This is a genomic window from Geobacillus thermoleovorans, from assembly GCF_001610955.1.
In the GTDB taxonomy this organism is placed as follows: domain Bacteria; phylum Bacillota; class Bacilli; order Bacillales; family Anoxybacillaceae; genus Geobacillus; species Geobacillus thermoleovorans.
Map to the genome: position 1 here is coordinate 2,952,620 of NZ_CP014335.1, position 23,649 is coordinate 2,976,268.

The 23,649-nt window shown below is 56.7% G+C and carries 24 protein-coding genes; 1 reads left to right on the forward strand and 23 read right to left on the reverse strand.

Going from position 1 to position 23,649, the window contains the following annotated elements:
• Nucleotides 1-16 precede the first annotated feature (16 nt).
• From GT3570_RS14955 to GT3570_RS15060, 23 genes are all read right to left on the reverse strand, one after another.
• On the reverse strand, nt 17-493 hold the full coding sequence (locus GT3570_RS14955) for an NUDIX hydrolase (RefSeq protein WP_014196721.1): 477 nt from the start codon (nt 491-493) through the stop codon (nt 17-19).
• 339 nt (nt 494-832) lie between these two features.
• Nucleotides 833-1,789 carry a thioredoxin-disulfide reductase gene (gene trxB, locus GT3570_RS14960; protein WP_011232538.1) on the reverse strand — a complete coding sequence of 319 codons (957 nt, stop codon included), beginning with the start codon at nt 1,787-1,789 and terminating at the stop codon, nt 833-835.
• Between the two features lie 75 nt (nt 1,790-1,864).
• The gene (locus GT3570_RS14965) at nt 1,865-3,337 is read right to left on the reverse strand and encodes a tetratricopeptide repeat protein (RefSeq protein WP_033026247.1); all 1,473 of its coding nucleotides are present in this window, start codon (nt 3,335-3,337) and stop codon (nt 1,865-1,867) included.
• A gap of 152 nt (nt 3,338-3,489) precedes the next feature.
• The gene (gene hisIE / locus GT3570_RS14970) at nt 3,490-4,137 is read right to left on the reverse strand and encodes a bifunctional phosphoribosyl-AMP cyclohydrolase/phosphoribosyl-ATP diphosphatase HisIE (protein WP_021321640.1); all 648 of its coding nucleotides are present in this window, start codon (nt 4,135-4,137) and stop codon (nt 3,490-3,492) included.
• Nucleotides 4,134-4,892, reverse strand: coding sequence for an imidazole glycerol phosphate synthase subunit HisF (gene hisF, locus GT3570_RS14975; RefSeq protein WP_011232541.1), 759 nt, complete (start codon nt 4,890-4,892; stop codon nt 4,134-4,136). Before hisF ends, hisIE begins: the two co-directional genes overlap by 4 nt.
• A complete protein-coding gene (hisA, locus tag GT3570_RS14980) occupies nt 4,889-5,626 on the reverse strand; it encodes a 1-(5-phosphoribosyl)-5-[(5-phosphoribosylamino)methylideneamino]imidazole-4-carboxamide isomerase (protein ID WP_014196728.1) in 738 nt (245 codons plus the stop codon). The genes hisF and hisA overlap by 4 nt, the downstream gene beginning before the upstream one ends.
• A complete protein-coding gene (hisH, locus tag GT3570_RS14985) occupies nt 5,626-6,267 on the reverse strand; it encodes an imidazole glycerol phosphate synthase subunit HisH (RefSeq protein ID WP_014196729.1) in 642 nt (213 codons plus the stop codon). Before hisH ends, hisA begins: the two co-directional genes overlap by 1 nt.
• 171 nt (nt 6,268-6,438) lie before the next feature.
• Nucleotides 6,439-7,026, reverse strand: a complete 588-nt coding sequence (gene hisB, locus GT3570_RS14990) for an imidazoleglycerol-phosphate dehydratase HisB (RefSeq protein ID WP_011232544.1) — start codon at nt 7,024-7,026, stop codon at nt 6,439-6,441.
• A 3-nt stretch (nt 7,027-7,029) separates the two neighbouring features.
• Nucleotides 7,030-8,304, reverse strand: coding sequence for a histidinol dehydrogenase (gene hisD / locus GT3570_RS14995; RefSeq protein ID WP_014196732.1), 1,275 nt, complete (start codon nt 8,302-8,304; stop codon nt 7,030-7,032).
• Between the two features lie 350 nt (nt 8,305-8,654).
• Nucleotides 8,655-9,278: an ATP phosphoribosyltransferase gene (hisG, locus tag GT3570_RS15000; RefSeq protein ID WP_011232546.1), complete on the reverse strand. Its 624-nt coding sequence runs from the start codon at nt 9,276-9,278 to the stop codon at nt 8,655-8,657.
• A gap of 27 nt (nt 9,279-9,305) precedes the next feature.
• Complete coding sequence (locus tag GT3570_RS18565) at nt 9,306-9,467, reverse strand: hypothetical protein (protein ID WP_156484087.1); 162 nt, start codon at nt 9,465-9,467, stop codon at nt 9,306-9,308.
• A complete protein-coding gene (locus tag GT3570_RS15005) occupies nt 9,457-10,641 on the reverse strand; it encodes an ATP phosphoribosyltransferase regulatory subunit (RefSeq protein ID WP_011232547.1) in 1,185 nt (394 codons plus the stop codon). The genes GT3570_RS18565 and GT3570_RS15005 overlap by 11 nt, the downstream gene beginning before the upstream one ends.
• A gap of 548 nt (nt 10,642-11,189) precedes the next feature.
• Nucleotides 11,190-11,687 carry an acyltransferase gene (locus tag GT3570_RS15010; protein ID WP_062898919.1) on the reverse strand — a complete coding sequence of 166 codons (498 nt, stop codon included), beginning with the start codon at nt 11,685-11,687 and terminating at the stop codon, nt 11,190-11,192.
• A gap of 20 nt (nt 11,688-11,707) precedes the next feature.
• Complete coding sequence (gene ppaX, locus GT3570_RS15015; RefSeq protein ID WP_062898920.1) at nt 11,708-12,352, reverse strand: pyrophosphatase PpaX; 645 nt, start codon at nt 12,350-12,352, stop codon at nt 11,708-11,710.
• Entirely contained in the window at nt 12,349-13,287 is a 939-nt protein-coding gene (locus GT3570_RS15020) for a nucleoside recognition domain-containing protein (protein WP_011232550.1), read from the reverse strand. The genes ppaX and GT3570_RS15020 overlap by 4 nt, the downstream gene beginning before the upstream one ends.
• Before the next feature lie 99 nt (nt 13,288-13,386).
• Entirely contained in the window at nt 13,387-14,199 is an 813-nt protein-coding gene (gene lgt, locus GT3570_RS15025) for a prolipoprotein diacylglyceryl transferase (RefSeq protein ID WP_021321646.1), read from the reverse strand.
• 59 nt (nt 14,200-14,258) lie between these two features.
• Nucleotides 14,259-15,194 (reverse strand): HPr(Ser) kinase/phosphatase, encoded by a 936-nt coding sequence (hprK, locus tag GT3570_RS15030; RefSeq protein WP_011232552.1) that lies wholly within the window; start codon nt 15,192-15,194, stop codon nt 14,259-14,261.
• A 248-nt stretch (nt 15,195-15,442) separates the two neighbouring features.
• A complete protein-coding gene (locus GT3570_RS15035) occupies nt 15,443-15,805 on the reverse strand; it encodes a phage holin family protein (protein WP_011232553.1) in 363 nt (120 codons plus the stop codon).
• A gap of 102 nt (nt 15,806-15,907) precedes the next feature.
• On the reverse strand, nt 15,908-16,234 hold the full coding sequence (locus tag GT3570_RS15040; protein WP_011232554.1) for a magnetosome magnetite crystal formation protein family: 327 nt from the start codon (nt 16,232-16,234) through the stop codon (nt 15,908-15,910).
• 128 nt (nt 16,235-16,362) lie between these two features.
• On the reverse strand, nt 16,363-19,221 hold the full coding sequence (uvrA, locus tag GT3570_RS15045) for an excinuclease ABC subunit UvrA (protein WP_062899117.1): 2,859 nt from the start codon (nt 19,219-19,221) through the stop codon (nt 16,363-16,365).
• Nucleotides 19,222-19,237: 16 nt separating this feature from the next.
• Nucleotides 19,238-21,214, reverse strand: a complete 1,977-nt coding sequence (gene uvrB, locus GT3570_RS15050) for an excinuclease ABC subunit UvrB (RefSeq protein ID WP_062898921.1) — start codon at nt 21,212-21,214, stop codon at nt 19,238-19,240.
• Nucleotides 21,215-21,463: 249 nt separating this feature from the next.
• The gene (locus tag GT3570_RS15055; RefSeq protein WP_062898922.1) at nt 21,464-21,688 is read right to left on the reverse strand and encodes a CsbA family protein; all 225 of its coding nucleotides are present in this window, start codon (nt 21,686-21,688) and stop codon (nt 21,464-21,466) included.
• A 13-nt stretch (nt 21,689-21,701) separates the two neighbouring features.
• Nucleotides 21,702-22,874 carry a PDZ domain-containing protein gene (locus GT3570_RS15060; protein ID WP_062898923.1) on the reverse strand — a complete coding sequence of 391 codons (1,173 nt, stop codon included), beginning with the start codon at nt 22,872-22,874 and terminating at the stop codon, nt 21,702-21,704.
• Between the two features lie 218 nt (nt 22,875-23,092).
• Between GT3570_RS15060 and GT3570_RS15065 the strand changes: the two genes are divergently transcribed.
• Nucleotides 23,093-23,611, forward strand: coding sequence for a MerR family transcriptional regulator (locus GT3570_RS15065; RefSeq protein WP_062898924.1), 519 nt, complete (start codon nt 23,093-23,095; stop codon nt 23,609-23,611).
• Nucleotides 23,612-23,649: the final 38 nt, after the last annotated feature.

Genomic DNA, 23,649 nt, shown 5'->3' on the forward strand with positions numbered 1-23,649 from the left:
CCGCCCCTCCTCTCCATCAGCTCGGATCGAGCCGATATGAAAGCAGCTCGAATTCCTCTGTATAGACAAACACCCCGTACATGACCCCTTTGCCTTTCAAGGCGTAATCCAAAATATGATAGTCTCCAGGGGCCATCGGCAGCGTCGAAAGCGTCTCCACCTGATGCCAAGCAAGCGTCCCTTCTTCGGAAGACGGCACGTTTTCACCAATGAAGTCGTCGGCGAAAAACGTAAACATCATCCACTCCGACACCGTTTCATTCCCATTTTTCATCACGATCGTAAAGACGCCTTTCAGCTCTGGATTTTTCAAATAAATGCCCGTCTCTTCCCGGTATTCACGAATGCATGCTTCACGCACCGTCTCGCCGGGCTCCATTTTCCCGCCCGGAGCGACCCACCAGCCGCGCCTCGGCTTTTGCAAAAGCAGCACTTGGCCATCTTTATATAATACGCAGTTTGTCACCCGTTGCAATTCGTTCACCCCAACCATCCGCAAACACGCACATAATCATCTTTATTTTACCATAAATAGTTAGGCCGCTCCACCTTCAAACCGCTGGAAACCGTCCGCTTCCCGTCTGCAAAAACCTCGGGGGCCCAACATTCCGCTTCCAGCCGAAAGACGCCATCCCCCGCCGTTTCGAGCGGGGCGGCAGGATGCAAGCGCGCAGGCAAAGAAAAAAGAGACGCGGACAAACGCCCGCGCCGAATCAAGGATCTATATAAAAGGGGGTCAATTACTTACTTATAGCATACGACAAATGTGTTGCGCCCGTGTTACATCTGGGTTAAATAACCATTACGATTTGATTGCGATTTGGTTACCGGATCAGCTGACCCCTTGCTTATTGAGCTTTTCTTTCAGTTCCTCAACGTAATGCTGGGCGCTTTGCGCGGCGATGCTGCCGTCGCCGGTAGCCGTCACGATCTGCCGGAGCGTTTTTTCCCGCACATCACCGGCGGCGAAAATGCCCGGCACTTTCGTCTCCATCTTTTCGTTCGTGACGATATAGCCGTTTTCATTCGTGATGCCAAGATTGGCAAACGGCTTCGAGAGCGGCACCATCCCGATGTAAATGAAAACGCCGTCGCACGGAAATTCGCGTTCCTCGCCTGTTTGCGTATGCACAAGCGTCACGCTGCCGACTTTTCCGTCCTTTTCGTTGATTTGTTTCACCGTATGGTTCCAGATGAAATCAATTTTTTCATTGGCGAACGCCCGGTCTTGCAAAATTTTTTGCGCCCGCAGCTTGTCGCGGCGGTGAACGATCGTCACTTTATTGGCAAACCGCGTCAAATAAACGCCCTCTTCGACCGCCGAGTCGCCCCCACCCACGACGACCAAATCTTTTCCTTTGAAAAACGCCCCGTCGCACACCGCACAGTACGAAACGCCGCGGCCGCCGAGCTCCGCTTCACCCGGTACACCGAGTTTTTTATATTCCGCTCCGGTGGCGATGATGACCGCGCGGGCCTTGTACTCTTTATCGCCGACGATGACCGTTTTGTACGCCTCGCCGTCGATGATTTCTTTCACATCGCCGTATGCGTACTCCGCGCCGAATTTTTTCGCATGCTCAAACATTTTCGCCGCCAATTCCGGGCCTAAAATCGTTTCAAAGCCGGGATAGTTCTCGACTTCCTCAGTGTTGACCATCTGCCCGCCCGGAACGCCGCGCTCGATCATCAGCGTCGACAAATTGGCGCGCGATGTATAGACAGCCGCCGTCAGCCCAGCCGGCCCGGCTCCGGCAATAATGACATCGTAAATTTTTTCGTCTGCCACACCGTCCACTCCCTCGCTTGAGAATCATTCCATTTTCATCGTATAGAAGTCGATTCGCCCTGTCTATTGATTTGCTCATGTATAGAGCCGGCGCGCTTTTTGCACGTATTTTTGCACCGTCGACGCCGACACGCCGTATTTGGCCGCCATCTCTCTTTGCGTCACACGCTCTCCTTGCTGTCGGCGCCACATGTATTCGATCGCCGCCGCCCACGCGGCTCCGTTCGCAAATGGCTCGCGATCAGCCGACGGATGGACGGCCATCGCGAAGGCGAAGCGGCAGAGCGCTTCCTTTTCCTCATTATGCGCCGAAAGCGCATCGACCATGCGGCCGATGTTCGCCACCCAAGCGGACGGGCCGTCGGTTAAGCCGAACAAAAAGCAGTCGATAAACGGGCGCAGACGGGGATCGGACGGCAAGAGGCGGCATACCGCAAGCGACATCGATGGCTCTTTCGCCTGCGGCGAGCGGCTGAACAAGTACAATCCGTACAGACGGTCGGCCAGCTCGTCGCCCTCCAGCCAAGCCATCAAGCGGATAAGCGCCTCATCCACCGGCGCTGAAACGGCCCACGGCTCCTCACCCCGTTTTTCGGGATGGAGGGTGGCAAGCACCTCCCACATTTGCCGAGCGAGCGGCTCATGGCCAGTATAGTAGGCAGCGCAAGCGAGCCAATAATAAAATGGCCCATCACCGCCAAAGCCTTGTTTATACAAACGGTGCAGCCAACGGAACGCCAAATCGAACCGCCCAACAAGCGCGAATGTCGCCCCGAGCTTGTATTGATGCTCGCGAAAAAACGGATACAAACCGGCCAGCGTCTCGCAAAGCGCGGCCGCCTGTTCTTCCTCACGCAAGTAATAGGCGAAGACAAGCGCGTTGCAAAGCGCATGCAAATTGCCGGGATCGCGTTTGAGCACTTCACGCACTTTCTGTTTCGCTTTGTCGACATCGCCGCTGTAAAAATAAGCAAGCGCCAAATTGTTATGCGCCGACCAAACGTCCGGATAGCGCACGACGAGCGCTTCAAGCGCTTCAATCGCTTCCGCAAACCGCTCCTCCTCAAGCAAACGGCGGGCCCGATCCTCCAGCACCATCAGCTGCTCCTCTTCTTCCGTCCATTCCGAGCCATCGAGCCGAAGCAGCTCAAGCAAGTCAGCAGCATCGTCGGCAAACTCTCCGGCCGGCTCATGCGCCAAATAACGTTCCGCGTATTGCCTTGCTTCACGAAACAAGCCGAGGCAGGCGAAATTGTTCGCCAAAAAATACAAACAGTCGTACATCGTTTCGTCCAAATCATGGATAATTTTGAACAGCCATTGATTGGAAAATTGATATTCACCAAGCTCCGACAGCACAAGGGCAAGCTGCAAGGCGAATGAGGCGTCGCGCTCATCCAAACGGACGGCGCGCTCAAAATATTTCCTCGCCTTTTCCAAATCGCCTCGGTCGTATGCTTTCATTCCTTTTTTAAAAAAGTAATCTCCGCTTTGGATGAACGGTACAATCGTCGCTTTTCGTGATGATCGCTTCAGTTGTTTTCCCATTCTGTCCTCCGTCGTCCGTAAAATTCGTCGAACAACAGTATACCATATCGGCGGCGAAAACAAGCAAGAAACTTTAGGAATGCGGTTTTTCCGTGCAAAAAAGGAACGCCGGCGCGATGGCAGACGTTCCTTTTTCTCACCTAACCATCTTGTTATTTTTTGTCGCCCGCTTCCACCTTTTGCGCGTGCCGCTCGGCAAGCGTCGCAAGCACCGCGTCAAGCGGCAGCTTTTGTTCGCGCAACAGTACAAGCAAATGGTACAACAAGTCGGCCGCTTCCCATTTCAATTCGTCATGGCTCCGGTTTTTCGCCGCGATGATGACTTCCGCCGCTTCTTCGCCGACTTTCTTCAAAATTTTATCGACGCCTTTTTCAAACAAGTACGTCGTGTACGACCCTTCCGGCCGTTCGGCGTCGCGCTGGGCGATGATCTGTTCCAACTCGTTCAAAATGGCAAACCGGTCGGCCGCCGGCGTGCGCGCCGCGCCGTCCAGCGAGCGGGAAAAACAGGAATACGACCCGGTATGGCAAGCCGGGCCGGCCGGCTCGACGAGAACGAGCAGGGCGTCGGCGTCGCAGTCGTAGCGGATGTCGACAACGCGCTGCACGTTTCCAGATGTCGCCCCTTTATGCCATAGTTCTTGGCGCGAGCGGCTGTAAAACCATGTTTCTCCGGTCTCCAGCGTTTTTTTAAGCGACTCTTTGTTCATATAGGCAAGCGTGAGCACTTCCTTGCTTTGCGCATCTTGGACGATGGCAGGTACAAGCCCTTTTTCATCAAAGCGAATGTCCGCCGTCATCGCACGTTCACCCCTTTTTCTTTCAAGTACGCTTTCACTTGTCCGACTGACGTTTCTTTGTAATGGAAAATCGATGCCGCGAGCGCCGCGTCTGCTTTCCCTTTTTCGAACGCTTCGAGGAAATGCTCCGCCTTGCCGGCGCCGCCCGAGGCGATGACCGGAACCGGGACCGCTTCGCTCACCCGCCGCGTCAACTCAATATCAAAACCGTTTTTGCCGCCGTCCGCGTCCATGCTCGTCAGCAAAATCTCCCCGGCGCCAAGACGGACCGCTTCCTGCGCCCAAGCGACGACTTCCCAGTTCGTGGCGTTGCGGCCGCCGTGCGTATAGACGCGCCATGAACCAAGCGTTTCATCGTATTTCGCGTCAATGGCGACGACGATGCATTGCGAGCCGAAAAAGTCCGCCCCTTCGGTGATCAAGGTCGGATGGAGCACCGCGGCGGTGTTGAGCGACACTTTGTCGGCCCCGGCGCGAAGCATCCGCTTCATATCCTCAAGCGAGTGGATGCCGCCGCCGACCGTAAACGGAATCGCTAGCTGGGCGGCGACGCGCTCGACGACATCGACCATCGTTTTCCGCCCTTCATGGGAAGCGGAAATGTCCAAAAACACGAGCTCGTCCGCCCCTTGCTCATCGTACGCCTTCGCGAGCTCCACCGGATCGCCGGCATCGCGCAGCTGGACAAATTGCACTCCTTTGACGACGCGCCCGTCTTTCACATCGAGGCACGGGATGATGCGCTTCGTGATCATCGCTCGTTCACCGCCTTGAGCGCTTCCGCGAGCGTAAACTGATTCGTATAAAGCGCCTTGCCGACGATCGCGCCGCCGATGCCTTGTCCAGCATATTGGCAGAGCGCGCGCAAATCGTCAAGCGAGCTGACGCCGCCAGAAGCGATCACTTCTTTTCCCGTCGCCTCGGCCAACCGGACCGCGGCGGCGATGTTCGGGCCCGACAGCGTGCCATCGGTCGCAATATCGGTGAAAATAAACGTCTCCGCCCCCGCCTCAGCGAGCATCCGCCCGAGCTCTTCCGCCTTGACGTTCGACGTCGCAAGCCACCCTTCCGTCGCCACGAAGCCGTCGCGGGCGTCAATGCCAATCACGATGCGGCGGCCGTATTTTTGGAGCATCTTTTTCACAAACGGCGGGTCGGAAATGGCCGCACTTCCTAAAATGACGCGGGCGACCCCATTTTCTAAATAATGCACGATATCCTCTTCCGTCCGGATGCCGCCGCCCACTTGCACATGGACGGAAAGACGACGGGCCGCTTCAATGACAAACCGGTCGTTGACGCGGCGCCCTTCTTTCGCTCCGTCCAAATCGACCATATGAATCCACTCCGCCCCTTGAGCGGCGAATTGCTCGGCCATCGCGACCGGCGAATCGCCGTACACCGTTTCTTTGTTGTAATCGCCTTGCAGCAGGCGGACGCACTTGCCGCCGCGCATATCGATCGCCGGATAAATCGTAAACGCCGCCATCAGCCGTTCCCCCTTCCCGTGGCGATGCCGACATAATTGTTCAAGATGCTCATGCCGACCGCACCGCTTTTTTCCGGATGAAACTGTGTGCCAAACACACAGCCGCGCCCGACGACCGCCGGAACATCAACGTCATATTCACTGCTCGCGAGCACGACGTCCTCATCCCCTGGAATGACATAATACGAATGGACAAAATAGACATGCCCTTCCTCGACGCCACGAAGGAGCGGCGACGGACGATGAAAGCGGAGCCGGTTCCAGCCCATGTGCGGCACTTTGTATGGCTCGCCGGTTTTCGTGACGCCCGGAAAGCGGACGACGCGGCCGCGAAGCAAGCCAAGCCCTTTTGTCGGCCCGTTTTCTTCGCTTTCGTCAAACAACAGCTGCATCCCTAAACAAATGCCGAGCAGCGGCGTGCCGTTTTCAACCGCCGAACGGATGAAAGCAGCTAGGCCTGTCTCATTTAAAATGTGCATCGCATCGCGAAACGAGCCGACACCGGGCAAAATCAGCCCGCGCGCCTGCTCGAGCTCCTCTTTGTCGCCGCTTAGGACATACGGACAGCCGAGCCGCTCGAGCGCTTTGCTGACGCTGTATAAGTTGCCCATGCCATAGTCGATGATCCCGATCATCGTCATCCCATTCCTTTCTTCGCTGATCCATGTTTTCCCTCATCCACCGAACAACTTGATGACGGCATGCCTTTTGTTAACGGCGCTCCTTTCACGCGCGGGCCTCTCCTTGGCGCCCGGCCGCATTCCCTTTGCCCGCGGAACTCTTTCCCCACGGGGGGCGCCCCACTCCATCGGCTACAGCATCCCTTTTGTCGACGGAACGCCTTTGACGCGCGGGTCGATCATCGTTGCTTCATCGAGCGCCCGCCCGAGCGCCTTAAACACCGCTTCGACCATATGGTGCGTATTGCGCCCGTAATGGACGATGACATGCAAGTTCATCCGCGCTTCAAGCGCCAGTTTCCATAAAAACTCATGCACGAGTTCGACATCAAACGCACCGACTTTCGCTGCCGGAAACTCGCCGCGAAACTCAAAATGCGGGCGATTGCTCAAGTCGATCACAACTTGCGCCAAGGCGTCATCCATCGGCACAAACGCGTTGCCGTACCGCTTGATTCCTTTTTTGTCGCCGAGCGCTTCCTTGATCGCCTGCCCGAGGCAAATGCCGATGTCTTCCGTCGTATGGTGGTCGTCAATATGCGTGTCGCCTTTGGCCTCAATGTGCAAATCGAACTGGCCGTGCTTGGCGAACAAATCGAGCATATGGGTTAAAAACGGCACGCCCGTTTCCAGTTCCGCCTTCCCTTCGCCATCCAACGAAAGCGATAACTGAATGCTCGTCTCGTTCGTCGTTCTTGCGATCATCGCTTCCCTTGCCATCATTCATTCCCCTTTCTCGAGCCGCACCTCAATGGCGCGCGCGTGCGCCTCCAGCCCCTCGAGGCGGGCAAAGGCGGCGATTTTGTCGCCATGTTGTTTCAATGCGGTTTCACTGTAAACAATCACGCTTGATTTTTTCACAAACTCGTCAACGCTCAAGCCGCTTGAGAATCTGGCCGTGCCGTTGGTTGGCAGCACGTGGTTCGGCCCGGCGAAATAGTCGCCGACCGGCTCGGAGCTGAAGCGGCCGAAAAACATCGCTCCCGCATGGCGGAGCCGGCCGAAAAGCGAGAGCGGTTCTGCCGTCATCACTTCCAAATGCTCCGGCGCCAGTTCGTTCACGACATCCACCGCTTCCTCAAGCGTCTCGGTGACGTAAATGGCGCCGTAGTTCTCGAGCGCCGCTTGGGCAATGTCGCGGCGCGGCAGCGTTTCCAGCTGCCGTTCGACTTCGCTCGCCACCGCCAGCGCCAATTTCATCGACGGCGTCACCAAAATGGCCGACGCCCGCACGTCATGCTCGGCTTGCGACAACAAATCCGCCGCAATCTCATCCGGTCGGGCCGTTTCATCCGCCAGCACGACAATTTCGCTCGGCCCCGCGATCATGTCGATCGCCACATGTCCGAACACTTCCCGCTTCGCCAATGCCACATAAATATTGCCCGGCCCGAAAATTTTGTCAACCGGCCGGATCGTTTCCGTCCCATAAGCAAGCGCGGCGATCGCCTGCGCGCCGCCGACTTTGTAAATTTCCGTCACGCCGAGTTCATAGGCGGCGGCCAGCACCCCAGCCGGGAGCGTGCCGTCTTTGTTTGGCGGCGAGGTGATGACAATCCGTTTCACCCCCGCCACTTGTGCGGGAATAACGTTCATCAGCACAGACGACGGATAAGCGGCCGTCCCGCCTGGCACGTACAACCCGACCGCATCGAGCGGCGTCACCTTTTGTCCGAGAATCGTGCCGTCTTCTTTCGTCATCCACCATGATTCGCGCTTTTGCCGTTTGTGGTAGTCGCGAATGTTGGCCGCCGCTTGGCGAATGATCTCCAGCATCTCCGCGTCCATCGCCGCATGCGCGCGCTTCATTTCCTCTTCCGTCACCTTGAGCGAATCCAGCTTGACGCCGTCAAACCGTTCCGTATATTCTTTCAGCGCCGCATCGCCGCGGTCGCGCACATTGGCGATGATATCAAGCACCGCGCGCCGCTGCTCCTCCGTTCCGCTTTCAATCGTGCGCCGCAGCGAGACGCCGCCTCGGATCCGTTCGATTTTCATCGTTCGCTCCCCTTTCTGTGACGTCCATCGGTTTTCGTCCATTGGCAATCTGTATCGATGCAATTTGAAGCTTTACCATTTGCAGCTTTTACCGAGTATTTGATCGACTGTCGGGCGACCGAACAACGCCGCTTAAAGACCCATATATGGGTCTGTGAAGCAGGCGGTTGTTCGATCCTCCGTCAGTCGAAAATGGACAAACCGCTTTTCCGTCAAGGATATGTTAAACTTCTTCGTTGCATCTATATGCTATTTTCCAACGGCGTTGTCAACGCCGCTCCGCCATTCCCGAATCTCCACCAACCCATTCTTCGGAAACCGCCCATTTCCGCTCTGTCACACCTTTTTTCCTACGGCTGGGGAATGACCGCCGCCAATCGGTCGACCAACCGTTCAATGTCCCCGCCGTTTAGCCGGTAGCTCGCCGGGTTGACAATCAGGCGCGACGTCACCTCGGCGATCCGTTCAAGTTCGACAAGCCCGTTTTCTCTGAGCGTCCGCCCCGTGGAAACGATGTCCACGATCCGGTCGGCAAGGCCGATCAGCGGGGCGAGTTCAATGGATCCGTTCAGGCGGATGATTTCGACTTGCTCGCCTTGCTCGCGAAAATACGTTGACGCGATGTTCGGGTATTTCGTCGCCACCCTTGGTGCGATTTCGTTCATCTTGGCGCCGGGCATCCCGGCGACCGCCAAATGGCAGCGGCTGATGTGCAAATCGAGCAGTTCGTACACATCCCGTTCTTCTTCCATCAGCACGTCCTTGCCGGCAATGCCCAAATCCGCGACCCCATGCTCGACATAGGTGACGACATCCATCGGTTTCGCCAAAATAAAGCGCATGTTTTCCTCTGGCACATCAATGACGAGCTTGCGCGACTCGGTAAATTCCGGCGGCAGCGCATAATCCGCCCGCCGCAGCAACTCGACCGCCTCTTCAAAAATGCGCCCTTTTGGCATGGCAATCGTCAGCATCATTCTTCCTCCTTGCTCCTCATCATGTCAAATGCGGCGCTGGGCCTCGAGTACACCGCATGCTCTCCACCGCCATGGGCAGCCTTTCCCGTCCGTTCTTCGCATCCGCTCTGTCCCGCCAATCGCTGCCGTTTTCAACAGCGTCGATGACCAACCGGCGGCGCCTTCTCTGTTATGTTCACTGCCCATCGCGCCCGCTGCGGCCAAGCAAATACACGATCGACCGGTAGCGCTGGCTGTAGGCGTCAATATCACGAATGCCGGCAATGTGCTGCAAGACGACGCGCTTGCCTTCCGCCCGTTTCGCTTCGGCCAATTCCACCGCTTCCGCCAGCCGCTCTTGGCTGAACACGATGCACTCGATGTCATCGCGCACATCCGTTTCCCCAATCGCCTCAATCAACCGATCGACGCGCAACCCAAACCCCGTCGCCGGCGCCGGGCGCGAGAACTTCGCCAATAAATCATCATACCGCCCGCCGTTGCCGATCGGGAATCCCACTTGCTCGGCGTACACTTCAAACAAAATGCCAGTGTAATAGCTCATATGGCTGACAAGCGCCATATCGAGCTTCACCGCCTCGGCCACTCCATACGTCCGAAGCACCGCCATGAGCACCGCCAGCTCATCAGCCGCCCGCCGCCCCTTCTCGCTTGTGACGAGCGTTTTCGCCTGTTCAATCACGTCCGTTCCACCGCGCAAGGAAAGAAGATCCAACAGCCGCTTTTGATCGATCGACGAAAGCGGCCACGACTTCACATGTTCACGGTAGCCGACGTAATTTTTCTCATATAAAAAACGGCGCAATACACTCGCCCGCTCCTCATTCCCTAAAATCTCCAAAAACAGCGCATTGACATAACCGATATGGCCGACCGCCACCGAAAACCGCCCGAGTCCCGTCCGCTTCAGCAGGGCGACCATTAAACTGATCACCTCGGCGTCGGCCGTCACCGTGCCGTCGCCGATCAACTCCACACCGATCTGTTCAAACTCCGCCGGCCGCCCGCCTTCGCGCTGCTGGGCGCGGAACACATTGGCGTTGTACGCCAGCCGGAGCGGATTGCCGTCGTCATACAACCGCGACGCCGCCACCCGGGCGATCGGCGCCGTCATATCGGGCCGCAATACGAGCGTATGCCCTTGCTGATCGAGGAGCTTAAACAGCCGATGATCGGCAATCGCCGACGCCGCCCCGACCGTTTCATAATACTCAAGCGTCGGCGTTTCGATAAACTCGTACCCCCAGCGCTCAATTTCTTCCGCCATCACCGAACGCACTTGTTTTTTCAACTCATATAAAAACGGCAGCGTATCGCGCATGCCTAACGGTTTTTCAAACATGAACAGCTTTTTTGCCATGTCCCCACGCCCTTTATCGAGATGCTTTAGTTTGCTAATATGGTAGAGAAGTGAAGTTATTAGTAGTTTACTCCTTTGCGGCCACAGCGTCAAGGGGGGGAATGCTTTATAAATAACAAAACGGACAAGATCGCTTCAAAAAAGGAAGCGCTTGTCCATTTCGTTCCATGTCGCATAGGCGATTATCCACAATAATGGAATAAATACCTAAAAAAGTAGAGTACTTATTTATATACATGCAACGAAAAAGTTTAACATATCATTGACGGAAAAGTCGCTTATCCACTTTTCGACTGGCGGTGACCGAACAATCACCCGCTTCGCAGCCCCATACATGGTTCCGGAAGCGGCATTGTTCGCTCGCCCGACAGTCGATCCAATCGCTCTGTAAAAACTACAAATGTTAAAGATTCAAATTGCACCTATATAGAAAACCTACGCCCGTCAGACGATCTTCATCAGTCGCATTATAAATGTTTTTTGTGTTCCAATCTTTTTATCACTTTTTCTGGAAATCTTCATTTTTCCAAACAAAACCTCGCCCCCATTCAATTGGAAGGCGGTTCATTCCGGCGGACGATGCGCATCGGGCAACCCGCGGCCATCGCCCCGGGCGGGACGTCTTGATGGACGACGGTGCCGGCGGCGACCACGGCGCGGTCGCCGATCACCACACCAGGCAAAATGGTCGAGTTCGCGCCGATCATCACCTCATCGCCGATCACCACATCGCCGAGGCGGTATTCGTCAACCAAATATTCGTGAGCGAGAATCGTCGTGTTGTAGCCGATGACGCAGTTGCGGCCGATGCGGATTTTTTCAGGGAAGAGAATATCTGGCATGACCATAAAGGCGAGCGCGGTTTGCTCGCCGATCTTCATGCCGAGAAACGTGCGGTACAGCCAGTTTTTCAGCGGCAAAAACGGCGTGTAGCGCCCGATTTGAATGATGATGACGTTTTTCAGCACTTTCCAAAACGATACGGTGCGATACAACTGCCAGAGCGAGTTCGCCCCTTGGACAGGGTGTTTCGTCGTTCGTCTCACCGGGAGGACGGCTCCTCCTTTCATTCGTTGATGCCGACAATGGCCAACAAGTCTCTCATTTTTTCCAGCATATAGTCCGGTTCATATTGTTCCAAATACTCGCGCCCTTTAATCGCCCAGGCGACGCCGGCTGTTTTCACTCCGGCGTTTTGGCCGGCCAAAATGTCGTGGTAGTTGTCCCCGACCATGAGCGCTTCGTCCGGCGTTGACTGCAACATGCCAAGCGCTTTGTGAATCGGCTCGGGATCGGGCTTTGGCCGCGTGACGTCATCGAGGCCGATGACGCACGAGAAAAACGGCGCCAGCCGCGTTTTTCTTAACCCCATCAGGGCGGTGTCGTGCATTTTCGTCGTCACGACGCCGAGGCGGAAGCCATGGCGGTGCAGCGTTTCGATCGTCTCATACACGGTGTCAAACTCGCGGATCAGTTCGTCATGGCGGGCATGGTTGAAGGTGCGATACGTCTTCACCATCTCCTCGGCCCGTTCCGGATCGAGCGAGCTGAACGTCTCATACAGCGACGGGCCGATGAACGGCAAGACGTCCTCACGCCCGTAGCGGCCCGGATAATACTTCTCCAGCGTATGCAAAAACGACTGGATGATCAGCTCATTCGTATCAATCAACGTTCCGTCAAGGTCAAATAAAATCGTGCGAATCGTCATGATGCGGCTTCCTTTCTCATCGGGTGTTCAAAACGGCGCCAAAGGAACGCCACCGCCATCGTCAACAGCACAGCCGTAACGAGGCGAATGACCAACAACGGCCAGACCGGGATGCCGAGCGGAACGAAAATGAGCGTGTCTTCGACAACCGCATGGCAAGAAACGAGAAAAATAAACGCCAACGTCAAATCGCGCTTCGAGACGCCGTCTTCTTTCGCCGCCTGAATCATCACCCCCGCCCCATAAGCGAGGCCGAACACAAAACCGGCGGCAAGGGTGAGCGATGTGTTCGCGCTCATGCCGAGCATCTTGGTCGCTGGCGCCATCCAGCGCGAAAACGTCTCAATCCAGTGGCGTTCTTTCAACACTTGAATGATCGTCATCAATGGAATGACAATCGCAACCAGCTGGACGATGCCGGTCGCCGCTTTTTTCAGCGCCGCCAAGATGATCTCTCCCCAGCCGGACGGCGAGGCGGCTTCAGGCGAGACAAACCCATATTGAGCGAGTTCCTGCCCCCCATCCCATAGATGGGCGATCAACAAACCGGAGACAACGGCCAAGCCAATGCGCACGGCGAGCATGAGCCAAACGCTCATACCCGTCCGCGAAGCGACGGAAGACTCGACGATCAAGTTGTGAGAAAAGGAAAGCATGACAGCGAGAATGAGCACTTCTTTCACTGTAAACTCGATCGTCAGCATCGCCCCGATCGCGGCGTACAGCCCGAGCAAATTGCCGAGCACCAGCGGCACGGCCGCGTCGCCGGATAAGCCGAACCACTTCATCAGGGGAGTGACAAGGTCGATCAACCATGAAAATAAAGGGGTCGGCTGCAACAGCGCTAAAATGAGCGTCACTGGAAAAATGATTTTGCCGAGCGCCCATGACGTCTTCAGTCCGGCGATGACGCCGCGCTGCAATGTTCCTACCATATCTCCTCTCTCCTTCGCTTGTCTTCATGCCGCCGTGTGACCTTTTCACCACACGCCGCCTCTCTTTTTCCCTAGTCATCCGTCAACGGATAAGGACGGCTATTCGTCTTGATACCTTGCTTTTGCCCATCCTTTCGCCCGGCGCACGATCCACAGCGCGATCGACAACACGATCAGCGTCACGGATACGACTTGCGCCGCGCGCAGACTGCCGGCCAGCATCAAGCTGTCGGTGCGCATCCCTTCAATCCAAAAGCGGCCGACGGAATACCAAATCAAATAGGACAAAAACAGCTCGCCGCGCCGCAAATTGACGCGCCGCAGCCAAAGCAAAAGACAAAAACCGGCCAAATTCCAAAGCGATTCGTACAAAAACGTCGGATGCCAATAACGGCCGTCAATGTACATTTGATTGATGATCCAATCCGGCAAATGCAAATTTTCAAGAAACTGGCGCGACACAGGGCCGCCGTGCGCCTCTTGGTTCATAAAATTGCCCCAGCGCCCGATCGCCTGGCCTAAAATGATGCTTGGTGCGGCAATATCGGCGAGCTTCCAAAACGACAGCCCGCGCGCGCGGGCGAACACCGCGCCCGTCGCCACCGCCCCGATCAAACCGCCGTGAATGGCGAGGCCGCCTTGCCAAACTTTTGGAATCTCGGACAAATGCTTTGAATAATAGTGCCATTCAAACAGCACGTAGTACGCCCGCGCGCAGACAATGGCGATCGGCACGGCAAATAACACCAAATCGACAAACGTCTCTTTCGGCAAGCCGCGCCGCACTGCTTCGCGCGTCGCGAGCCATAGCCCAATCAACACACCGGTGCCGATAATGACCCCATACCAATAAATCGTAATAGGGCCAAGGTGCAAAAACACGCGGTCGAGCGGCTGAATCGTCGATTCCATCGTTTCCACCTCCTATGCTTCATGCCCAAACGAGATCCATTCCTTTGACGCAAGAAACATCAGTCGTAATCGTGCGCGCCGTCTTCGATGGCGTCGCTCAATCGCGCCGAAAACTCCTCAGCCGCGTTGACCCCGAGCCGCTTCAGCCGGAAGTTCATCGCCGCCACTTCGACGATGACCGCCAAGTTGCGCCCTGGGCGGACCGGAATCGTTAATTTCGGCAATTCGGTATCCAAAATTTTCACTTTCTCTTCTTCCAACCCGAGCCGATCGTACTGCTTCTCCGGATCCCAAAGCTCCAAGTCGACGACGAGCGAAATGCGCTTATGCGTCCGCACCGCCCCTGCGCCGAACAGCGTCATCATATTAATAATGCCGAGGCCGCGAATTTCAAGCAGATGCTCGATCAGCTCCGGCGCGCTGCCGACGAGCGTATCTTCATCTTCTTGGCGGATTTCCACACAGTCGTCGGCGACCAACCGATGGCCGCGTTTGACGAGCTCCAGCGCCGTTTCGCTTTTGCCGACGCCGCTTTTGCCCGTGATCAACACCCCGACGCCGTACACATCGACAAGCACCCCGTGCACCGCGGTGGTGGGGGCGAGCTTGCTTTCCAAATAGTTTGTCAATCGGCTTGACAGGCGGGTCGTTTTCATCGTCGAGCGCATGACCGGCACCGACTGGCGCTCAGACGCTTCGATCAGCTCCGGCGGCACTTCCAATCCACGCGAGACGATGATCCCTGGCGTAATGTCGGTGCAAAGCCGTTCCATCCGCGATTTTTTTTCTTCCGGCGTCAACGTTTCATAAAACGACAGCTCCGTCCGTCCGAGCAGCTGCAGACGCTCCGCCGGGTAATAGGCGAAATAGCCGGCCATTTCAATCCCCGGCCGCGACAAATCGCTTGTCGTAATCGGGCGGTAAATGCCCTCCGCGCCGCTGACGAGCTCGAGCTGGAACTGTTCAATGATGTCTTTCGTCCGCACTTTTGGCATACGTCGCCTTTCTCCCCTTTCTTCATCTTTTTCCATTGTAACACGTTTCGTTCCGCCATTGAATGGAAAACATCGGGGAAAACAAAACAGGGACGGCTCCCCCCGTCCCGATCAAGCCAAACACATCAAACCGAAACGATCTTCACCGCATCGTTTCTCCCATTGCAACCCCTTGCCGCATTTGCCATCTTTTCACACGATCACGGAAAACCATGGCGCCACCGGCCTTCCAATGGATCACGCCCCCGTTACGACCGGTTGCGCAGCGGCTCGATAATCGCTTTTTGCACGAGCAGGTGGAAAAACGACAAGACGATCGAGGCGAGCAGCGCCGTGCCAAAGCCGCCGATTTGAAACGCATCGCCCATCAGCCCTGCAGTCATCATGAGCGTGATGGCGTTAATGACAAACAAAAACAAACCGAGCGTCAACACTGTCACCGGCAGCGTCAACAAGATGAGCACAGGGCGAACGACGGCGTTGAGCACCGCCAAAATCACGCTCGCCAAAAACGCCGCGCCGATGCCGCTGAAGTGAATATCGTCAAAATAGCCGTCAATCGCCATCAGCAGCACCGTATTGATAAACACACCGATCAGCCAATTGAGCATCCCATCACCATCTTTATTCGAGTCTCGCGCCCGCCGGCCACACCTTGTTACAGTCCCAAAGAAACGGGGCCACGGCATTCGCCGGCAAACGGGCGCTTTCTCTTATTTTAACACTTGAATCCCTTTTATGACATTCCAAACGATGACAACAAGATTCACCGCCCCAGCAACGAGGAACCCAAGCCAGACGAGCCCGCCGCCAAAAAGAAGCGATTCCTCGCCCCAATGGCCGAACAGCACCGGCGACGCGGCCAACGCAATGAACAAGAGGATCGTAACGGCCGGAATCAAATGCGACACGAGCGACCGCTTCGCATGGCGTTTGACTTCAAGATCTTCGACAACAAAATAGACGACAATCGGCAAAATGAACGGCGCAAAAAAGACGCTGAAATAACAAAGCGCGGACAACACTTTGTTCGTCGACAATCGGCAATCCCCTTTCCAAGTTTCCTTTACCTGTATATACGACGGCCGCTAGGAAAAGTTTCCTGCCGACGGCAAAAAAAGGCGGCGGCCGCCGGTGTCCCAAGCGGCGGACAAAGCCGCAAAGGCCTTTACGCCTTCACCGCTTCATATTGCGCCTGCATGCGCGCCCGGTCGCGCTCGAGAATCGGTTTTAAGTAGCGGCCGGTGTGCGACCCCTCCACCTCGGCCACCTCTTCCGGCGTGCCGACAGCGACGATTTGTCCGCCTCGGTCGCCGCCTTCCGGACCTAAGTCAATGATATAGTCCGCGGTTTTGATGACGTCCAAGTTATGTTCAATGACAAGCACGGTATCGCCGTTGTCGACGAGCCGGTGGAGCACATCAAGCAGCCGGGCGATGTCATCGACATGAAGCCCGGTCGTCGGCTCGTCCAAAATGTAGAGCGTCCGGCCGTTGGAGCGGCGGTGAAGCTCAGCGGCGAGCTTGACGCGCTGCGCCTCGCCGCCCGAGAGCGTCGTCGCCGGCTGGCCGAGCTTCATATAACCGAGCCCGACGTCATAGAGCGTCTCGAGCTTGCGTTTGATTTTCGGGATCGAGGCGAAAAAGTCGAGCGCATCTTCGACCGTCATGTCGAGCACCTCGGCGATGTTTTTTCCTTTATACGTCACCTCGAGCGTCTCGCGGTTGTACCGTTTGCCGTGGCACACTTCGCACGGGACGTACACGTCCGGCAAAAAGTGCATCTCAATTTTGATGATGCCATCGCCATGGCACGCCTCGCAGCGCCCGCCTTTGACATTGAAGCTGAACCGCCCTTTTTTGTAGCCGCGCACTTTCGCTTCGTTCGTCGAGGCAAACACGTCGCGGATGTCGTCAAACACCCCGGTGTACGTCGCCGGGTTCGAGCGTGGCGTGCGGCCGATCGGCGACTGGTCGATGTCAATGACTTTATCGAGATGCTCCAGCCCGCGGATGCCGCGATGTTCGCCCGGTTTCGCCTTCGCCCGGTGCAGCTTTTGCGCCAGCGCCTTATACAACACTTCGTTCACGAGCGTGCTTTTGCCCGAGCCCGACACCCCGGTGACAGCGACAAACGTGCCGAGCGGGATTTTCACCGATACGTTTTTCAAGTTATGCTCGCGCGCGCCGACGACCTCAAGCCAACGTCCGTCCGGACGGCGACGCTCGGTCGGAATCGGGATGAATTTTTTCCCCGATAAATACTGGCCGGTGAGCGAGTTCGGGTCGTTCATCACTTCTTCCGGCGTGCCGGCGGCGACGACCTCGCCGCCGTGGATGCCCGCCCCCGGACCAATGTCAATCAAATAGTCCGCGGCCAGCATGGTATCCTCGTCGTGCTCCACCACAATGAGCGTATTGCCGAGGTCGCGCATGCTTTTCAACGTCGCGATCAGCCGGTCGTTGTCGCGCTGATGAAGCCCGATCGACGGCTCGTCGAGCACGTACAGCACCCCCGTCAGCCGCGAGCCGATCTGCGTCGCCAAGCGGATGCGCTGCGCCTCGCCGCCGGAGAGCGTTCCTGCCGAGCGGCTGAGCGTCAAATAGTCGAGGCCGACGTTTTGCAAAAAGCCGAGCCGGTCGCGAATTTCACGCAAAATGAGGCGGGCGATTTGCGCTTCTTTTTCCGTCAGCTCGAGACCGTCAAAAAAGGCGAGCGCCTCGGTCACCGACATGGCGGTGACCTCGCCGATATGCTTGCCGCCGACAAGGACGGCCAGGCTTTCTTTTTTCAACCGGTGTCCTTGGCATGTCGGACATGGTTGTTCCGCCATATACTTTTCCATCTGCTCGCGGATGTAGTCCGAGCTCGTCTCGCGATAGCGACGCTCGACGTTCGGAATGACGCCTTCAAACGCGATGTATTGTTCGCGCACTTGACCAAAATCGTTCGTATAGCGGAAATAAATCGGCTCACCGCCGCTGCCGTACAAAATTTTATCCAGCTGCTCTTTCGGCAAGTCTCTGACCGGCACGTCCATCGGGATGCCGTAATGGCGGCACACGGCTTCGAGCAGCTGCGGGTAATATTGCGAGCTTTGCGGCTCCCACGGAGCGATGGCGTGTTCTTTTAACGTCAGCTCATCGTTCGGGATGACCAAATCCGGATCCACTTCGAGCTTCGCCCCGAGCCCGTCGCAGTCCGGGCAGGCGCCGAACGGACTGTTGAACGAAAACAGACGCGGTTCAAGCTCCCCGATCGAAAAGCCGCAGTACGGGCAGGCATGCTTTTCGCTGAACAGCAGCTCCCCCTCGCCAATCACATCGACGACGACTTTGCCGTCAGCGAGCTTCAGCGCCGTCTCAAGCGAATCGGCAAGCCTGGCGGCGATGCCGTCTTTGATGATGATGCGGTCGACGACGACATCAATCGAATGTTTTTTGTTTTTTTCGAGCTCAATGTCTTCGGTCAACTCGCGCATCTCGCCGTCAATGCGGACGCGCACATACCCTTGCTTGCGGATGTCTTCGAGCGTCTTGGCGTGCGTTCCTTTTCTCCCCGAGACGATTGGGGCGAGAATTTGCATTTTCGTCCGCTCCGGGTAAGAGAGCAGCCGGTCGACCATTTGCTCGATCGTCTGCGATTGGATTTCAATGCCGTGCGTCGGGCAGAACGGACGGCCGATGCGGGCGAATAGCAGCCGCAAATAATCGTAAATTTCCGTCACCGTGCCGACGGTTGAGCGCGGGTTGCGGCTCGTCGTTTTTTGATCGATCGAAATGGCCGGCGACAATCCTTCAATCGCATCGACGTCCGGTTTTTCCATCTGCCCTAAAAACTGGCGGGCATAAGCCGACAGCGATTCAACATAGCGCCGCTGGCCTTCCGCGTAAATCGTATCAAACGCCAACGACGACTTCCCCGACCCGGACAGCCCGGTCAAGACGACGAGCTTGCCGCGCGGGATTTCGACGTCAATGTTTTTCAAGTTGTGGGCGCGCGCCCCTTTGACGATAATTTTATCCATTCCGTTCACCCGGCCATCACCCTTCCGCTTTCAATTCGAAAATGATATCGCGCAGCTGGGCGGCCCGCTCGAAGTCGAGCGCTTTGGCCGCCTCTTTCATTTCCGCTTCGAGCTTTTGAATCAGCTCTTCCCGTTCCTGTTTCGTCATCGTCGCCGCCGGCTTCGCTTCGTACGTTCCCGTCTCCTCCGCCGCGTACGTCGCGCGGATGACATCACGAATGTCCTTTTGAACGGTGCGCGGCACGATGCCGTGCTTTCGGTTGTACTCTTCTTGAATCGCGCGGCGCCGCTTCGTCTCTTGAATGGCGATTTCCATCGATTTCGTGATCGTATCGGCGTACATGATCACATGGCCGTTCGCGTTGCGCGCCGCCCGGCCGATCGTCTGGATGAGCGAGCGCTCCGAGCGCAAAAACCCTTCTTTGTCGGCGTCCAAAATGGCGACAAGCGACACTTCCGGAATGTCGAGCCCTTCGCGAAGCAAGTTGATGCCGACCAATACATCGTATTTGCCGAGCCGCAAATCGCGGATGATTTCAATGCGCTCGAGCGTCTTAATTTCCGAATGCAAATACGCCACCTTGATCCCCGCTTCTTTCAAATAATCGGTCAAATCTTCCGCCATCTTTTTCGTCAGCGTCGTCACCAACGTCCGCTCGTTCCGCTCGACGCGCTCGCGAATTTCGCCGATCAAATCGTCGATTTGCCCTTTCGTCGGGCGGACGTCGATCGTTGGGTCGAGAAGCCCGGTCGGGCGGATGATTTGTTCGACAACGCCCGGGCTGTGTTCAAGCTCATACGGCCCCGGCGTCGCTGAGACGTAAATAATTTGATTGATTTTTTGCTCGAACTCTTCAAACGTGAGCGGCCGGTTGTCAAGCGCCGACGGCAGACGGAAGCCGTGGTCGACAAGCACTTGCTTGCGCGCCCGGTCGCCGTTGTACATGCCGCGCAGCTGCGGCAAGGTGACGTGCGACTCATCAACGATGATCAAAAAATCGTCCGGAAAATAGTCAAGCAATGTATACGGCGTCGAGCCTGGCGGCCGCAGCGCCAAATGGCGCGAGTAGTTTTCGATGCCGGAACAAAAGCCCATCTCGCGCATCATTTCAAGGTCATAGCGCGTCCGCTGCTCAAGCCGCTGCGCCTCTAAGAGCTTTCCTTGCGCGCGCAGTTCGGCAAGCCGCTCCTCAAGCTCTTGTTCGATGTTTTGAATGGCGAGCCGCATTTTCTCCTCGCGCGTCACGAAGTGCGACGCCGGGAAAATGGCGACATGCTCGCGCTCGCCGAGCACCTCGCCGGTTAAGGCGTCCACCTCGCGGATGCGCTCGATTTCATCGCCGAAAAATTCGACGCGAATGCAATGTTCATCGCGCGACGCGGGGAAAATTTCGACAACATCGCCGTGGACGCGGAACGTGCCGCGGCGAAAATCGATGTCATTGCGGTCGTATTGGATGTCGACAAGCCGCCGAAGCAACGCGTTGCGCTCGATTTCCATCCCAACGCGCAGCGAGACGACGAGCTCCCGATATTCTTCCGGCGACCCTAAACCGTAAATGCACGACACGCTCGCAACGATAATCACGTCCCGGCGCTCAAACAAGGCTGATGTCGCCGAGTGCCGCAATTTGTCGATTTCATCGTTGATTTTCGCGTCTTTTTCAATGTACGTATCCGTCTGCGGCACATACGCTTCCGGCTGATAGTAATCGTAATAGCTGACAAAATATTCGACGGCGTTGTGCGGGAAAAACTCTTTCAGCTCGCTGTACAATTGGCCAGCGAGCGTTTTGTTGTGGGCGATGACAAGCGTCGGTTTGTTGACTTGGGCGATCACGTTCGAGATCGTAAACGTTTTGCCCGTCCCCGTCGCCCCAAGCAGCGTTTGATGCTTCACCCCGCGGCGCAGGCCGTCAACGAGCTTGGCGATCGCCTGCGGCTGATCGCCTTGCGGTTCGTATGGCGCCACTAATTGAAAACGGCCCTCCACCGTTTCGCCTCCTCCTTCGTACCATCTTTCCCCATTGTATCACATCGTGATGATCCATGCATCAAAAATGCGAACTCATATTCGTACCAATCCACTCAGCGTTTTCCATCGCTTCGCACCGAAAAACGCGAAAAAGCGGACCCATTCATACCCAAGGTCCGCGTCTTCGCTCCGTTCCATTTCGACAATCCGAGGTTCAGCCGGCGATGCCTTTTTCCAAAAACAGACGGTTGAACCGACAGCGCCGCTTCATTTTTGCTTCAGATGGTCGAGCATGCGGCCGGCCCAAAGAAAGCCGGCGATCGTCGATGCGATGTCAGCAACGATTTCATGCAGCTCGTCCGTATAGCCTTTAAAGTAGGAAGCGACAAGCAGCGCAACGGTCAACAGCACAGCGATGTACCGATTGTACGTCACCCGCGCAAACAACAGCACCAATAGGCACGGAATGATGAGTGCCGCCAAAAACCACATGGTCCATTCTCCTTTACGAAACAGCTTCAGACGCTGATGCGTGCCGATCACGGACGAACAGCAGCCCGAGTTCATGATGCTCATCCTCATAGAGCGCCCCTTGGACGAAGCGGACTTCGCCGTTATGTCCGACGACATCCAACTTGCAGAACGCGCGGTTGCGCTGGAGCGCCTCGTAAAACTCGGTTTCACTCCGCACCGGGACGCCGTTTGTTTTGATGATGACTTCCCCGATGCCTAGCCCCATTTTTTCCGCTTTCGAGCCGGGAAGCACGCCGACAATCACCAAGCCGTGCGGATGGCGGGCAAAGCGGGGCGGGCGGGCGCGGTCGGCGCGATGCCCGGAAAGCGCGATCCATTCGCGGCCGATGATGGCCATAGCCCCCGCCGCAACCGCCAGCGGTGGATACCATATGCCGGAAGCGGCCAATAGGGCGACAACGAACGCCAGCCGAACAACAAGCCGCCCCTCCGCGCGCGCCGCTTCCGCCGGCAGCATGTGCTGCCGGCGCTGGGAAAAGCCGAGAAGAAACGGCACGAGCCAAAACGAATAGCCGTCTCCCGTCGAAACGAGCGGCCACCAGGAAGCCGGCGGCAGCGCGCCGCCTGATACTGGCAGCACAACCGGCACAAACCAAAGGCGCTGCGCCCATTGCAGGCCGACCGTCATCCCCCGCTTGCTTTTCGCAAGCTGCGGCGAGGCCGCCTCGTTTCGCGTGCGGATGATAAGCCATCCTTCCGAAAGCAGCAGCAACGCAAGCCACACCGCCAAAGCCGGCGCCGCCGCCATGCCCTCCGGCAGCCAGCCGGCCAACATCCCGCTTCGTTCCGCCAAACCGAACACGAGAAGCGCGCCGCCAACCGTATAAGCAGGCGACAACAAACGCGCTTCCATCGTCAAACTAAAGAGCACCGTCAGCACCGTCACCGTCCAAACCGCTTCCTGCGGCACCGCGATCCCGATGCCGACGGCCGCCGCCGACAACACCGCTCCAGCCATCCATCCCTTCGTCCAAAGCCCGCGCCACTCTTGCCATAGGCTGTAGACGCGCACATGAAAATCGCGGCGCTCCCGCTTCACCCGCCGCCAACCGACGGCCAAAGCGAGCGCGGCGCCATAATAAAGAAGCGGCTGCCGCCAAACCGACGCGACGCCCTCAAGCCATTCCAGCCACCATGTTGCCATCCGCTTCACCCCTTGCGTCGTTCATCATTCTTTATCTTCTATTCTACCAAATGGCATGGCCAATTCCCATGCCCACAGCCATCTTTTTTCGCCAATGGCGAATCTTCGCTGTTTTCCACTTTCTTTGCCGAATCAACACTAGTTTTGTCGGCCGGGAAGGATTTTCAAAGATGCAGAGGAAAAAGGATAAACAAGACGAAACAAGGAGGAGTGAAACGATGGAATTGAAAACGTCCGACGTCGCTGCTCGCCTTGGTGTATCGCCGAAAACGATCCAGCGCTGGGTGCGCAAATACGACATTACGCTGCGGAAAAACGAGGCCGGCCACTACTTGTTTGATGAAAAAACAGTCGCCTTGCTCGAACGGGTCAAATTTGAACAAGGCGCCGCCATGGAAGCGCCGCCGACCCCGAAACGCCCTCCGACGCCGCTGCGGAACAACATTCCTATTGACGCCTTACATGAATCGATCGAACCCGAAATCGCCCGCGTCTCCTCGCGCTTGGACCAGCTTGAACGGCAACTGGAGCAAAAAGCAGATGACGTCGTCTCCATTCAACTGTTGCATCACCGCCAAGAAATGGAAGAAATCGTCGCCCGCCTCACTGCGTTGGAACAGCTTGTCGCCCGCCTTGAACAGCAGCTGAACAATCGACCGCCTTCCTCCCATGAAACATCGGACGAACCAAAGCAGAAACGGCGCGGCCTTGGGCGGGTGATGGGGTTGTTTGCCTAATGGTTCCATCCACCCTGCTTGACGCAGGGTGTTTTTTT

Bases quoted from the DNA above. Each gene is read 5' to 3' on its own strand.
- GT3570_RS14955 (WP_014196721.1), bottom strand. From the start codon at position 493: ATGGTTGGGGTGAACGAATTGCAACGGGTGACAAACTGCGTATTATAT.
- GT3570_RS14965 (WP_033026247.1), bottom strand. From the start codon at position 3,337: ATGGGAAAACAACTGAAGCGATCATCACGAAAAGCGACGATTGTACCG.
- hisIE (WP_021321640.1), bottom strand. From the start codon at position 4,137: ATGACGGCGGACATTCGCTTTGATGAAAAAGGGCTTGTACCTGCCATC.
- hisF (WP_011232541.1), bottom strand. From the start codon at position 4,892: ATGATCACGAAGCGCATCATCCCGTGCCTCGATGTGAAAGACGGGCGC.
- hisA (WP_014196728.1), bottom strand. From the start codon at position 5,626: ATGGCGGCGTTTACGATTTATCCGGCGATCGATATGCGCGGCGGCAAG.
- hisH (WP_014196729.1), bottom strand. From the start codon at position 6,267: ATGACGATGATCGGGATCATCGACTATGGCATGGGCAACTTATACAGC.
- hisB (WP_011232544.1), bottom strand. From the start codon at position 7,026: ATGGCAAGGGAAGCGATGATCGCAAGAACGACGAACGAGACGAGCATT.
- hisD (WP_014196732.1), bottom strand. From the start codon at position 8,304: ATGAAAATCGAACGGATCCGAGGCGGCGTCTCGCTGCGGCGCACGATT.
- hisG (WP_011232546.1), bottom strand. From the start codon at position 9,278: ATGCTGACGATTGCCATGCCAAAAGGGCGCATTTTTGAAGAGGCGGTC.
- GT3570_RS18565 (WP_156484087.1), bottom strand. From the start codon at position 9,467: ATGGGCAGTGAACATAACAGAGAAGGCGCCGCCGGTTGGTCATCGACG.
- GT3570_RS15005 (WP_011232547.1), bottom strand. From the start codon at position 10,641: ATGGCAAAAAAGCTGTTCATGTTTGAAAAACCGTTAGGCATGCGCGAT.
- ppaX (WP_062898920.1), bottom strand. From the start codon at position 12,352: ATGACGATTCGCACGATTTTATTTGACCTTGACGGAACGTTGATTGAT.
- GT3570_RS15020 (WP_011232550.1), bottom strand. From the start codon at position 13,287: ATGGTAGGAACATTGCAGCGCGGCGTCATCGCCGGACTGAAGACGTCA.
- lgt (WP_021321646.1), bottom strand. From the start codon at position 14,199: ATGGAATCGACGATTCAGCCGCTCGACCGCGTGTTTTTGCACCTTGGC.
- hprK (WP_011232552.1), bottom strand. From the start codon at position 15,194: ATGCCAAAAGTGCGGACGAAAGACATCATTGAACAGTTCCAGCTCGAG.
- GT3570_RS15035 (WP_011232553.1), bottom strand. From the start codon at position 15,805: ATGCTCAATTGGCTGATCGGTGTGTTTATCAATACGGTGCTGCTGATG.
- uvrA (WP_062899117.1), bottom strand. From the start codon at position 19,221: ATGGATAAAATTATCGTCAAAGGGGCGCGCGCCCACAACTTGAAAAAC.
- GT3570_RS15055 (WP_062898922.1), bottom strand. From the start codon at position 21,688: ATGTGGTTTTTGGCGGCACTCATCATTCCGTGCCTATTGGTGCTGTTG.
- GT3570_RS15060 (WP_062898923.1), bottom strand. From the start codon at position 22,874: ATGGCAACATGGTGGCTGGAATGGCTTGAGGGCGTCGCGTCGGTTTGG.
- GT3570_RS15065 (WP_062898924.1), top strand. From the start codon at position 23,093: ATGGAATTGAAAACGTCCGACGTCGCTGCTCGCCTTGGTGTATCGCCG.